The 12,517-nt window shown below is 43.6% G+C and carries 11 protein-coding genes; 4 read left to right on the top strand and 7 right to left on the bottom strand.

Going from position 1 to position 12,517, the window contains the following annotated elements; translation table 11 throughout:
* Window positions 1-35: 35 nt before the first annotated feature.
* The gene (locus SJY28_RS02185) at window positions 36-1,064 is read right to left on the bottom strand and encodes an urease accessory protein UreD (protein ID WP_379543281.1); all 1,029 of its coding nucleotides are present in this window, start codon (window positions 1,062-1,064) and stop codon (window positions 36-38) included.
* A 924-nt stretch (window positions 1,065-1,988) separates the two neighbouring features.
* On the opposite strand from SJY28_RS02185, the gene clpP reads away from it, so the two are divergent.
* From clpP to SJY28_RS02200, 3 genes are all read left to right on the top strand, one after another.
* On the top strand, window positions 1,989-2,615 hold the full coding sequence (gene clpP / locus SJY28_RS02190; protein WP_197411852.1) for an ATP-dependent Clp endopeptidase proteolytic subunit ClpP: 627 nt from the start codon (window positions 1,989-1,991) through the stop codon (window positions 2,613-2,615).
* A gap of 189 nt (window positions 2,616-2,804) precedes the next feature.
* Window positions 2,805-4,079, top strand: coding sequence for an ATP-dependent protease ATP-binding subunit ClpX (gene clpX / locus SJY28_RS02195; RefSeq protein WP_057761822.1), 1,275 nt, complete (start codon window positions 2,805-2,807; stop codon window positions 4,077-4,079).
* 327 nt (window positions 4,080-4,406) lie between these two features.
* Window positions 4,407-5,393 carry an SDR family NAD(P)-dependent oxidoreductase gene (locus tag SJY28_RS02200; RefSeq protein ID WP_379543283.1) on the top strand — a complete coding sequence of 329 codons (987 nt, stop codon included), beginning with the start codon at window positions 4,407-4,409 and terminating at the stop codon, window positions 5,391-5,393.
* 161 nt (window positions 5,394-5,554) lie between these two features.
* Here the strand turns inward: SJY28_RS02200 and SJY28_RS02205 are convergent, their stop codons facing one another.
* From SJY28_RS02205 to argS, 3 genes are all read right to left on the bottom strand, one after another.
* Window positions 5,555-6,649: a PTS transporter subunit IIC gene (locus SJY28_RS02205; RefSeq protein WP_379543284.1), complete on the bottom strand. Its 1,095-nt coding sequence runs from the start codon at window positions 6,647-6,649 to the stop codon at window positions 5,555-5,557.
* A 126-nt stretch (window positions 6,650-6,775) separates the two neighbouring features.
* A complete protein-coding gene (locus SJY28_RS02210) occupies window positions 6,776-7,579 on the bottom strand; it encodes an SPOR domain-containing protein (protein WP_379543285.1) in 804 nt (267 codons plus the stop codon).
* An 87-nt stretch (window positions 7,580-7,666) separates the two neighbouring features.
* Window positions 7,667-9,496 (bottom strand): arginine--tRNA ligase, encoded by a 1,830-nt coding sequence (argS, locus tag SJY28_RS02215; protein ID WP_379543286.1) that lies wholly within the window; start codon window positions 9,494-9,496, stop codon window positions 7,667-7,669.
* Between the two features lie 378 nt (window positions 9,497-9,874).
* On the opposite strand from argS, the gene SJY28_RS02220 reads away from it, so the two are divergent.
* Window positions 9,875-10,093, top strand: coding sequence for a DUF2788 domain-containing protein (locus SJY28_RS02220; RefSeq protein ID WP_101205310.1), 219 nt, complete (start codon window positions 9,875-9,877; stop codon window positions 10,091-10,093).
* 166 nt (window positions 10,094-10,259) lie between these two features.
* On the opposite strand, the gene SJY28_RS02225 is transcribed toward SJY28_RS02220, so the two are convergent.
* The 3 genes from SJY28_RS02225 to cmoB are packed head-to-tail and all read right to left on the bottom strand — an operon-like array spanning window position 10,260 to window position 12,469.
* Window positions 10,260-11,294 (bottom strand): DUF1176 domain-containing protein, encoded by a 1,035-nt coding sequence (locus tag SJY28_RS02225; protein ID WP_379543287.1) that lies wholly within the window; start codon window positions 11,292-11,294, stop codon window positions 10,260-10,262.
* Window positions 11,224-11,388, bottom strand: a complete 165-nt coding sequence (locus SJY28_RS02230; RefSeq protein WP_379543288.1) for a hypothetical protein — start codon at window positions 11,386-11,388, stop codon at window positions 11,224-11,226. Before SJY28_RS02230 ends, SJY28_RS02225 begins: the two co-directional genes overlap by 71 nt.
* A gap of 34 nt (window positions 11,389-11,422) precedes the next feature.
* Window positions 11,423-12,469 carry a tRNA 5-methoxyuridine(34)/uridine 5-oxyacetic acid(34) synthase CmoB gene (cmoB, locus tag SJY28_RS02235; protein WP_379543289.1) on the bottom strand — a complete coding sequence of 349 codons (1,047 nt, stop codon included), beginning with the start codon at window positions 12,467-12,469 and terminating at the stop codon, window positions 11,423-11,425.
* Window positions 12,470-12,517 lie beyond the last annotated feature (48 nt).

Genomic DNA, 12,517 nt, shown 5'->3' on the forward strand with positions numbered 1-12,517 from the left:
AATATATCTTAGTTTCATTATTAAAAGCGGCCGTATTATGTGTCCCAAATACGTGGACGACAAGGCTCAAGTTGCCACCAATGATCTCGCAAGACTTCTCTCAGCTGATAAAACGCTTCAAAACAACCACGTACATCTGAGCCGATGTAGCGGATATTGATCGCTTGGCAATTATGAGTGCAGTAGACAGGCAGTTGTGCTTGAGCAATGACTTGACGTAATGCTACGACAGTATTATCTAGATAGCGGGTCAATGATTGCTTGATAGTTGCTTGGGCTGTTTCGGTCGATTGCATAGTCTGTGACGCGGAGAGTGCAAGATTGTCATGTACGTCGCTTAAGCTAGGGACTGCCCAAAACGATCCGTAAATATGCTGGTTCGCTAGTCCTAAATTTGAGGTAAACCAGCGATTTTGTGCTGCCTGCGCCACTCGCTCAGCAACGATAACCTTACCATCTCGGTAGATATTCAATCCAGTATGATAACGCCCTTGCAAAAACTGCTCGTCGTAAGCTTGCCGTCCAAATACGCTAATCTCCCATGTCAGTAGACTAGATGAATCCGTCAAATCGAAGCGGCTCGCTGCATGCATATTGGCTTCGTTATAAATGATACTCTCTTGCGGTAGCCATTCTAAACGGGTCTCTGCCGCGAGGTTGGCCTTTACATGTTGGCTCGCATAGGCAGCTATTTCATTTTGCCCCATATTTTGGTGAGCATCGTCGCTGCCCAACGGAGCTTTATGTTTTTGGCTAACACTGTCTTTGCCGTACCACTTACCTGCCCCTGGTGTGGTGATAACAGCATGGCTACCACTATCCAAATTTAGGTCTATAGTCAGCGTATCGCCACCTGCGATACCAGCTGGCGGGTACAACATCAGTATGTGACAAATACCCTGCTGTACGCTTGGCTCAGGATACAGAGCACGCTGTACCATCAAGGCACCCGTGTGCTTACGATGATAAAGTCGCGTTTTTGAGTTATCAGCCGTACCTTCTTTGGCCGTACTTGTACTGCTAACAGTGTCAAAGCTTAATGCTAAAGAAGAGGCCCAACTCATTTTATATACTCATTTACCAATTAAATATGTTTCAGTATTTTGTATGACAGCTATCATTTGCTATGTGTTAAGACTCTATTACCAATCGTTAACTACAGTTCATTAGCGACAGTAATATCAGAATAATAACGGAGGGATACAGCCTACACCATTTATCGTGCCTAGCGCACCATGATAAATCAAAGCGTCAATGTTTTTATTGATACAAGCACTGTGCCAACCCTTGATAGCAGATAATCAAATAGACAACCTTACCGGCTCAAAACTTTGATTTGTCTGCGCTTTTTCTTTTTTGGATTAGACGATAAAAACAATCATATATTTCCAGCTATTTTCTAAACGTTTTTTGAGCCTTAATTATTTATAAAATTAGCAGATCTTTGCACCAAAACAGTACATTTTGTCCATAATAGTGCGTTTTTTAGCGTTATTGTTAGCGCAATATCCTCTGAGGACAGTAGATAAGCAAAAATACTAAACGCATAACTATTTGCAGGCTTAGTCAGTAAGATAGGTGGATTGTAGGGCTATTAATCAGGTATTCTATGTTAAAAAGTCAGGTTAGACATGATTTACGCTATTTGTATCGATATAGAAACTGTCGATACAGGTACTATCAATATCTGTACGACTTGATAATAGATAAGATAGTATTTATCTACTTCTAGACGTATTTTTAGTATAAGTTTCAATATAAGCAATGAGTCCTAGACATATCGGAGAGTCACTTTTTCAGCTATTTTATGCACAAACCCGTTTTATAGGCTTGAATAGTGAGCGCAGCCCCCTTATAAACAACCCATTAGTCAAAAACTACTAGACAATAAAATCATTCAATCCATTTTTATTTTATACATTTATCGATAGGACTTTTCTATGACAGATTATGATCGCATCACTGCCAACCCGCATTTTGATATGCTGATGAGTGCGCACAAAGAAGTACAGACCACACAAGCGGCTTTAGTACCTATGGTGGTTGAACAGTCCTCACGCGGTGAACGCTCGTTTGATATCTTTTCACGTCTATTACGTGAGCGCGTTATCTTTTTGACCGGTCAGGTCGAAGACAACATGGCTAACCTCATCGTTGCCCAGTTACTATTCTTAGAAGCTGAGAACCCTGACAAAGATATCCATTTGTATATCAACTCACCAGGTGGTTCAGTAAGCGCTGGCTTGGCTATTTTTGATACCATGAACTTCATCAAACCTGAAGTATCTACTATCTGTATGGGCGGTGCTTACAGCATGGGCTCATTCCTATTGGCTGCTGGTCAAAAAGGCAAGCGCTACTCACTTGCTAATGCTCGTGTCATGATTCACCAGCCTTCAGGCGGCGCGCAGGGTCAAGCAACAGATATCGAAATTAACGCTCGTGAAATCCTTAAAACTCGTGCACGTCTAAATAGTATCTTAGCTGAGCGCACTGGTCAGCCAGTAGAAAAAATCGAAAAAGACGTTGAGCGTGATTATTGGTTAGATGCACAAGAAGCCAAAGAGTATGGTTTGGTTGACGAAGTATTAGAGCGTCGCCCTGAATCTTTGTAATCTAAGCATTAACGTGATGCCTCTTCATTGAGAGTGCAATAATCATAAGACCTTTTATAGTTTATTTGCCGTACAGTAAACCGTTATCAATGTCATACCTGACCATTAGAAGGTATGACCATTGAATGAATACGATAATCGACATACTACAAATAAACTAACCAGTTTTAAATTTTAGGAGCGCCTTTTATGGCAGAAGATAATACCCCGCAGTGTTCGTTTTGCGGTAAAGCCAAAAGCGATGTACAGCAACTGATTGCTGCTGACGATGCCAACATCTGTAATGAATGTATCGAGCTATGTACTGACTTAATCGCAGACAGCGCAGAGCACGGTGATGACGATAGCGAAGTAGATACTTCTTGGGTCAATAAAAAACTACCAACGCCAAAAGAGCTGCGTGCCAAGCTTGATGAATATGTTATCGGTCAGGACGCTGCCAAAAAAGCATTGGCTGTTGCCGTCTATAACCATTACAAACGTCTAAAAGTTAGCCAGACGCTAGCCAACGACAGCAAAAAAGCCAAGATCGGCGCTGACGATGCAATGGTAGAATTGGCTAAGAGTAATATCTTGCTAATCGGTCCGACTGGTTCTGGTAAGACATTGCTAGCCCAAACCTTGGCTCGTCTGCTAGATGTACCTTTCGCGATGGCTGATGCTACAACGTTGACCGAAGCTGGTTATGTTGGTGAAGACGTTGAAAACATCGTACAAAAGCTACTCCAAGCTTCTGACTATGATGTAGCCAAAGCTGAGCAAGGTATCATCTATATTGATGAAATCGACAAAATCAGTAAAAAAGGCGACAACCCATCTATCACGCGTGATGTATCAGGTGAAGGTGTACAGCAAGCATTGCTAAAGCTAATCGAAGGTACTGTGGCTGCTATCCCGCCGCACGGTGGTCGTAAGCATCCACAACAAGAGCTGATTCAAGTCGATACCAGCAACATCCTAATCATCGTTGGTGGTGCATTTGCTGGCCTAGATAAAGTCATTCAGCAACGTACCGAAAAAGGCGGTATTGGCTTTAACGCTGATGTCAGCTCAAAAGACGACAGCCGTCGCAGCTCAGACTTGCTACAAGAAGTCGAGCCAGAAGATTTGATCAAGTTTGGTCTGATTCCTGAGCTGATCGGTCGTCTGCCAGTACTTGCGGCACTGCAAGAGCTAGATGAAGCAGCTCTAGTACAAATCCTGACAGAACCTAAGAACGCACTGGTAAAACAGTACAAGTACTTGTTTGACATGGAAGGTGCTGAGATTAGCTTTACCCAAGAAGCCCTAGATGCCATCGCCAAAAAAGCAATGGAACGTAAGACAGGTGCTCGTGGTTTACGTTCTATCGTAGAAAATGCGCTGCTTGAGACTATGTATGAATTGCCTTCTATGGAAAATGCTAAAACTGTAATGGTTGATGCGGACGTTATCAATGAAGGTAAAGTGCCTAAAATTGCTTAATTTTTAATTAATATAAATAGTCCGTTATCATTAACGGACTACTAAAAAAGCGTCTGGCTAAATAAGCTCAGGCGCTTTTTTTATGTCTATTATTTAACCAATTTATCTGTTAGATAGCTTGCCTACTAGATAACTCGTCTATTGAAAATTAGCGACATTCATTACTTCTGTCCTGAAATGACAGCAACGTTTATCAATCGCTAGCAGACATCAGTGTAAACCATGCTAATGTAGATAGACTGTTTTGACCTTTATACTTTATTTCTATATACCACTATATATAGTCCGTACAACTCATATGATTAATAAGACAAAGGATTGTTTATTATGCTCAACCATGTGACCGCTATGGCGACTTCATTGCGCCAACATTTACCGTTTTCTTCTAACCGTACCTCGTTGGATGACTCAAATGTTGAATCCTACTATCGCAACCACGTCGCTGCTATCACAGGCGCAGGCTCTGGTATGGGGCGTGAGCTGGCCATTCATTTAGCAAAAATGGGCTGTCATGTTGCACTATCGGACATCAATCCTGAACAGCTGGCAGCGACCAAACAGTTACTTACCAATTATGATGTCAACGTCACTATGACCGTACTCGATGTATCAGACAATACAGCGGTGGAAGCATGGGCTGATAGTGTGATGAGCGATCATGGCAAAGTAAACTTTATCTTTAATAATGCAGGTGTCGCACTCTACTCTACCGTCGAAGGCAGTAGTATTAGTGAGCTTGAATGGGTAATGAACATTAATTTTTGGGGCGTGGTTTACGGCACTAAGGCATTTTTACCATTAATCAAAAACAGCGTTAAACAGAGCCAGTTTGGCGAACATGGACATATTATCAATATCTCAAGTCTATTTGGTTTGACCGCTCAGCCATCACAGTCGGCCTACAACTCTAGCAAATTTGCCGTACGCGGCTTCACAGAAAGCCTACGCCAAGAGCTAAACATTCAGAACTGCGGGGTATCAGCAACTTGTATCCATCCGGGCGGCATCAAAACCAATATTGCCAACAGCACGCGCGGTAATGAGAGCATCCATGATATTGGTATGAGTACGGGGCCCAAAGCCATCAGAAGTTTTAATAAATTCTTAAAATTCGATGCCAGTGAAGCGGCTTGGATTATCCTACAGGCAGCAGCGACCAACCAACAGCGCTGCCTGATTGGTAACGATGCCAAGATAGTCGATGCCGTTCAACGTGTATTTCCATCGCACTATAGCCAAGTGCTGAACGACTTCCATCAACTGTCTCGCAAACTAAAACCACGTCGTCATAAGAAGTTGAAGACGGTCGAATAATATTTTATAAACACTCCCTATATCATAAGGAATTGATTAATTTATATATAAAAAGCCCAGCTATAGTCATAGCTGGGCTTTTTCAAGCATTGTTGTTGCTGATTAAGGATAAGACTGAATTTTGAGACTGGTGATGATATTTTAACTTAATACTTCAAAGTTCAAGGCAGCTTCATATCACCAGCGACTAACCAGCCCATACGGCGCATGATATAAGCCACTAACCCTGCAATCACCGCAGGCAATACAAACATCAATAGAATAATCGCTGTCCACAGCTGACTAGTGCTCATAATCTCTTGTGACGCTTCAATCACCCCAAACACACCAACCAAACCAGCAGTACCCATACCCGCACCTGTCGCGGTACAAGCCAATCCAAAACCAACGGTTGCGATAGGCCCGACGATAGCGCTAGCAATGACAGCAGGTAGCAGAACGATGGGCTTTTTAAGCACGTTAGGGATTTGCAGCATACTTGTACCCAAGCCCTGAGAGATGACACCACTAACGCCATTGTCTTTGAAACTTGCGACAGCAAAACCAATCATATGCGCAGCACAGCCTACCACTGCTGCCCCGCCCGCCAATCCACCAAGCCCAATGGCAATACAAATGGCTGCACTCGACGTTGGTAGGGTCAATAAAATACCAACCACTACGGCGATTACGATACCCATTAGCAGTGGCTGTAATTCAGTAGCGGCATGAATACCCTGACCGATAGCTGCGACCCCTGCTACGATAGGCGGATTGAGCAGAGCGCAAACTAAGAGAGCAATACCGCATACTACCAATGGCACCAATAAAATATCAAGCTTAGTCTTACCAGCGACCCAAGTGCCAGCACGATAAGCAAACACAGAGGTCAAATAAGCACCGATTGGATTACCCGGCAGTGCTACAAAAGTTGCAGGCCCACCCACTTGCGGCGTAAAAAGCGTGCCTGCCATTAGGGCTTCGGAATGGGCACCAAGCATACCTGCTACGAGACAGCTGAGCATCACTAGCGTTGGTGCTTTTAAGTAGTAAGCGATACCTACGCCGATACCAGCACCCATTAATATCGAGGCAAGCTTCCCGACCGCGACAAATGCCGGCAAATCTAACCAGCCACCGATTTGCGAGATAATCAGACCTGCGATCAACGTGACAAATAGCCCTAAAGCCATACCAGTAAAAGCATCGATAAAGTATTTTTGAAAGAACGCTTTAATGATGCCTGCTTGCGGTGTTACTGAGTTAGATACGGTCATAACCATACTCTTAATGGACGTTTAATAGGATAAAACAGCTAGAAAGCTTTTGATAAAATAAAGAGATAAAAAAAGCGTCATTACGACGCTTTTTTTAATAAACATAATAACTGTAAACGACTGAATCTAGCGGCGCTGTTCAACGATAATAGAGTCTATACCATTGTTCTGTAGGCGTTGCTGTGCCGTCGTTACTGCTTGACGGTTATTCAAAGGACGCGAGATGACTTGATAAATTGGCAAGCCATTGCCCGTCGTGTTTTTGACCACTCTAGCATCGACACCCGCCATCAGTACTTGCGCACGGCGACGATCCGCTTCATCTGCATCACTAAAGCTATTGATCTGCAAGATGTAGGTCGCTGCAGGTTTGGCAGCTTGGATGCTTGCCGTACCTGCTGCTGCATTATTATTACGGGTTGTAGCGTTGCTAGTAGCAGGCGGCGTACCATCATAAGTTGTATCTTCTTCAACGACAACGATATCCTCACTCGACCCAGCATTATTAGCACCAGCAGGATCGACAGTCGCATTTTCCGAACCACCGAAGCTGCCCGCTTCTGTACTGCCTGCATCGCTCTCTGGTTGAGTCACAACGACGTCTGGTTCAAACGCACCGATATCACCTATTTGATCATTGTCAATATCAGCGATATCTTCATCAGGGATGGTTGCCATCTCTTGATTAGGTAAAATATCGTAGAACTCATAATCACCATTATCGGTATCAGTATCCACACGTGGCTGTACTTGGCGATCAGGATCGTTCTCAGCACTACCATCAGCGGGGCTGAAATTGAATAATGGTGAGAGGTAGATAAACACCCCGATCATAAGGGTCAATATGGCCCCAACAAACATCCACAATAAGCCTGATACGCTACTTGATTTGCGCTTTTCTGTTGCGCCTTTAGGTTTTTTGGCTAGCATGGATCTCGTTCTCCCTACTGGATTTAACTATCATCATCGAATTAACGCTATCAGCTGTCTATACTCATGTCACATATTAGAAAAGTACTACATGCTAGACGGTGCAGACAAGCCTAGCAGACTAAGCCCATTTGCCAGTACCTGTCTAACAGCTTTTGACAGACGCAAACGTGCTTGCATTAAGTCTAGCTCATCCTGACTTGGCGTTTCACCTGACGTCAAGCTCATAGGCAAGATGCGATTGGTGTCATACCAACCATGGAACAATGCCGCTAGCTCTTTTAGGTAGTTGGTCAAGACGTGTGGCTCGTAACCAGTCGCTGCGCGAAGTAACGTCGCTGGATATCCTGCTAACAGTTTGATCAGCTCGTCTTCATTTGGTGCACTTAGCAAGTTTTGATGTGCCAAACCAACAGCATCATCTACGGTCAAATCGTAAGTTGCCAGTTTTTCCAACACACGGCAAACGCGCGCATGAGCATACTGGATATAATACACTTGATTGTCTTTACTTTGTGATTTGGCAAGTTCTAAGTCAAAATCAACATGCACTTCAGGCTTACGCGCTACATAGTAGAATCGTGCAGCATCGTTACCCACTTCTGCACGTAGCTCACGCAAGGTCACAAACTGACCAGAACGCGAAGACATTTGTACCTTTTCACTACCGCGCCATAACGCGACAAACTGTACAAGCACCACATCCAGACGTTCGGCATCAATCCCAAGAGCTAGTAGAGCGGCTTTTACGCGTGGGACATAGCCATGGTGGTCTGCGCCCCAAACGTTAATGACTTTATCAAAGCCGCGATCAAACTTGTTCTTATGATAAGCGATGTCAGAAGCAAAATATGTTGATTGACCATTGGCACGGCGTACAACACGGTCTTTCTCATCGCCGAAATCAGTCGATTTAAACCAGATGTTGCCATCTTTTTCGTATAGATAGCCTTTGTCATCTAGTATCTGTAATACAGGCTCAATCTCGCTATCGATAGATCTCTCGCTAAACCAGCACTCGTAGCTCACACCAAAGTCATTTAAGTCATCTTTGATATCCGCCAAAATACTGCTCAAGGCTGCGTTTAAAAATAACGCGTAGCTGTCACCTAGCAATGATTTACTATTGGCAATCAAGCCATCAATGTGCGCTTCTTTATCACCTGAGATAACGGTTTTTTCGCCATCAGCATTAATCTCAAACTGAGCATCTTCTGGCACATCTTTAGCAACGTCTGCAAAGCTATGTACATAGCTATCGCCATGTTGTGTTTTTAGCGTCTGTGCGATGTCACTGACATAATCACCTTGATAGGCGTTGACTGGGAAAGTTATCTCTTCACCATTTAGCTGTAGATAGCGCAAATATGTACTGGTGGCTAAGATGTCCATTTGACGACCAGCGTCATTGACATAATATTCACGCGTGACGTCATAGCCAATAGCTTCTAGCAAGTTAGCGACACTCATGCCAAATGCAGCACCGCGACCGTGACCGACGTGCAGACTTGACGTTGGATTGGCAGAAACGAATTCAACTTGAACTTTTTGACCGTCAAACTGATTACTCAAGCCAAAGCGATCTTGCAACGTGAAAATATCGTCCAATACAGAAAACTTAGCTTCCGAGTTTAAAAATACATTGATAAATCCTGGTCCTGCGATTTCTACTTGGCGAATGTCTTGATTGTCAGGCAATGCGCTGACGATTTTTTCAGCAAGTTGACGCGGATTGGCCTTGGCCGCTTTCGCTGCCGTTAGCGCGATATTACTGGCAAAATCACCGTGACTTAAATCTTTCGTACGGGTGATTTGACTGTTGTTTTGCCAATCGCTTGGTAGCGTACCATCTGCTTGTAGGGTTTGAATTGCATCGTTAAATAGGGATGCAAGCGTATCAATTTGGGCTTGTGACATAGGAATTTGAACTCAATTAAATAAACAACAAAAACGGTGCGAATGCGAGCAATCGATAACTGCTTATTATAATAGCGACCGACATTGCAGGGATAGAATAATGTAAAAAGATAAGTAACCTGTAAATATAACAATCTTTGCGCTTTATTGCACCATTTGCGCCAAAATTAGCACTAAAATCTTACCTTTATCAGGATTTGGGCTGACTAATATCAATGATGCAAAACTGATAAATAACTCATAACAGGAATTGTAGCGTTACTGTTGCTCAATACTGGGCAGTCGTTTATACCTGACTGCTTCCACGTTATAATGATGGTTTGTACGGCTCTTCTAAAATATAGAAGACGCGTTACTACTCTATTATAGGATTACGCCATGTTTGCTATTGCCGCCAGTACTGTCACCAGTTGGGGACTGTACGTCTTGTTGCCGATATTCATCGCTTTCTTGTTTTTTATTATGTGGGATATCTCTAAAACGTCTGAAGCTGGACGCGCTGGTACTTTTTGGATATTTCTAGCCCTAGGCGCAGGTTCTGTTGGTTTTATTCTAAAGATAGTCATGGAAGTCGCTTTCAAAAAATGGTTAATCTAATTGGCCATTTTTATCACTATCCTTTGATATCGCTTAGGACATGAATAGCACAACTAAAAATGTAATATATGGCTTATGACTGCTGCCCTTTATAAGGTGTCAGTCATTTAAATCAAAGCCTTTCACATCAAGGCTTCTTAGATCAAAGTCTTCTAAATCAAATAAGCTATTGAGCCTTAGCATTATTCTCTATGACCTGACTCACATAAGTTGGTAGGTCCCACGCTCCACCAGCAAAACCTCGGCACATGCCCGTACTAGACTCTTCGCTCTTAGCAAATGTCTTACCATTCCATATCCATGTAGTACGGTTCCAGCAATCACCGATACCTCGATCTTTGTGAGTGGCCGAAATCTCACCATCAAAGTAATCATTCCCTGCTGTTGTGATAAGCATAGGCTTGCTAGGCTTTGCATTATCAATGAGCCAATAGCCGTTACTTGAGTTATAAGCGCCTAGCCAGCACGTATACGTGGCTAACGTATAGCTATCATCAACTGGTATAAAGTCCCAACCAAGCATCGTGGAACCATACTCTGACATCCGCTGATATGTTTCAGTTTTTGAATTAATCAGCTCACAATCGCCCATCACGTCCTTAGACCCTATGAGCTGCTCGGCATTAATATCGACCCATTTATTAATATTTTTCTGAAAATACGCCAGCTTTGATGGAGCAAGTGTTCTGTTGTCTTTTGCTGAATATGCAAATGCTTTTTTAATGATTGGTTTTGGTAGAGCTGCTTTAGGACGTTGACGATTTGGATTATGCTTACTGACCAATGCTATCGGCGTCCCTACTCGATCTTGCACATCGTCTAGTTTGAGCAATACGGCTGACATGCCTTTATCGCTGATCTGCCAGTAGTTGTCGCCTGCTCTAATTTCTATCTTAGTCGCTATACGAGCATGAGCAAGCAGTGCTTGGGTCTGCTTGGCTGACAAGTCGTATAATAGACTGTCTTCTTTGTTCGGTTGCAGCAGACCATAGTTTTTATTGTTTAGCCAAAGCTCAGCAGGCTTAAGATCATCTAGCGGCACTTCTGATATAAACTGAATTTGCGCTTCTGGTAGAGCTACTTTTGGCAACGCTGTGAACAATATTGAGGCAGGCTCATCTATGAGTGCTTCACTGGCGTAACCAGCCGCTCGAACAAGTCCGCGTATTATCACAAACCACTTGCCAGTCGTCTTGTACAAAGCCCCAGCCTTCGGATACAGTTCCATAACCTGCCATAGCAGGTAGCGTCAGCAAGCTGATGGTAGCTACAATCAAAGTCTTTGATGTCTTCATAGTGCTTTCCTTATGTTAGCTACCACCATCAATGCTACTTTTTGGCAATCAAAGTCGCACGCATGGGAGCAGGATATCCTTCGACGGTCTTAGTAGAATCATTAGAATCTAAGAAATCTGTTAACGAATGATAGGTCATCCATTCGGTTTGTCGTTGTTCCTCAGTCGAGGTGACTGCCACATCGACGCAGCGCACATCTGAAAACCCTGCTTTCTCTAACCAGCCAATTAATGCCGCCACCGATGGTAAGAAATAGACGTTATTCATCTGCGCGTAGCGGTCGTGCGGTACCAGTACAGTATTGGCATCACCTTCAATCACCAACGTTTCAAGCACCAGCTCACCACCTTTGACTAACTGTCCTTTCAGCTGTTGTAAATGCTCAAACGGTGACTGACGATGGTACAGAACTCCCATGCTAAATACGGTATCAAACAGTTGGCTGTGCTCAGGTAACGCTTCAAGCGGTACAGGGATATAATGCGTCCGATAGCTACCTGTATCACTAGCGTCTGCAGCACCAACAAAGTGACGAATCGCCATAAATTGATGATAAAACAAACATGACGGATCAATAATAATAACGGTATCCGCGCCAGCTCCTGCCATGCGCCAGCCGTGATAACCAGAGCCACCGCCCACATCCAATACGCGGCGACCGTCTAATCGACTTAAATGCGGCGCAACGCGTTTCCACTTCCAATCACTATGCCACTCGGTATCAATCTTAATACCTGACTCATCATCGCCGATTTGACCACCAATCTGAAATGGGCCTTTACGCCACGGCATCAACTGCTTTAATAGTGCTGTTGTTTGTTTGCGCTGAGACTCATTTAGACTTGCCTCAATCGTCAATGTATCGCTGTTTAGATCGACATGATTGACAGCTAAGTTTGGCAAACGAGCGACTGACGCTTGGTAGGCAGGCGCGTGCGCATAGTTGGCTTTGTCTTTTATATCACCTAGCCACGTTGGTAACTGCTTAAGCCATTCATAAGCGCTTGGCTGCTGCTGTGCTAGCTCTAGTAGGGTTAGATATAGTTCGCGTTCGGCATTGATAATAGTGTCGTTGAGCATAAAAGCAGGTTACCGTATTGATTAAGAAATAACTGTGTTAAAGGTAAG

Origin of the sequence: Psychrobacter sp. R86515, from assembly GCF_042466315.1 — a bacterium.
GTDB lineage: Bacteria > Pseudomonadota > Gammaproteobacteria > Pseudomonadales > Moraxellaceae > Psychrobacter.

What these genes read in the sequence shown, in the direction of transcription:
- SJY28_RS02185 (WP_379543281.1), bottom strand. Translation starts at nt 1,064, where the DNA reads ATGAGTTGGGCCTCTTCTTTAGCATTAAGCTTTGACACTGTTAGCAGT.
- clpP (WP_197411852.1), top strand. Translation starts at nt 1,989, where the DNA reads ATGAGTGCGCACAAAGAAGTACAGACCACACAAGCGGCTTTAGTACCT.
- clpX (WP_057761822.1), top strand. Translation starts at nt 2,805, where the DNA reads ATGGCAGAAGATAATACCCCGCAGTGTTCGTTTTGCGGTAAAGCCAAA.
- SJY28_RS02200 (WP_379543283.1), top strand. Translation starts at nt 4,407, where the DNA reads ATGCTCAACCATGTGACCGCTATGGCGACTTCATTGCGCCAACATTTA.
- SJY28_RS02205 (WP_379543284.1), bottom strand. Translation starts at nt 6,649, where the DNA reads ATGACCGTATCTAACTCAGTAACACCGCAAGCAGGCATCATTAAAGCG.
- SJY28_RS02210 (WP_379543285.1), bottom strand. Translation starts at nt 7,579, where the DNA reads ATGCTAGCCAAAAAACCTAAAGGCGCAACAGAAAAGCGCAAATCAAGT.
- argS (WP_379543286.1), bottom strand. Translation starts at nt 9,496, where the DNA reads ATGTCACAAGCCCAAATTGATACGCTTGCATCCCTATTTAACGATGCA.
- SJY28_RS02220 (WP_101205310.1), top strand. Translation starts at nt 9,875, where the DNA reads ATGTTTGCTATTGCCGCCAGTACTGTCACCAGTTGGGGACTGTACGTC.
- SJY28_RS02230 (WP_379543288.1), bottom strand. Translation starts at nt 11,388, where the DNA reads ATGAAGACATCAAAGACTTTGATTGTAGCTACCATCAGCTTGCTGACG.
- cmoB (WP_379543289.1), bottom strand. Translation starts at nt 12,469, where the DNA reads ATGCTCAACGACACTATTATCAATGCCGAACGCGAACTATATCTAACC.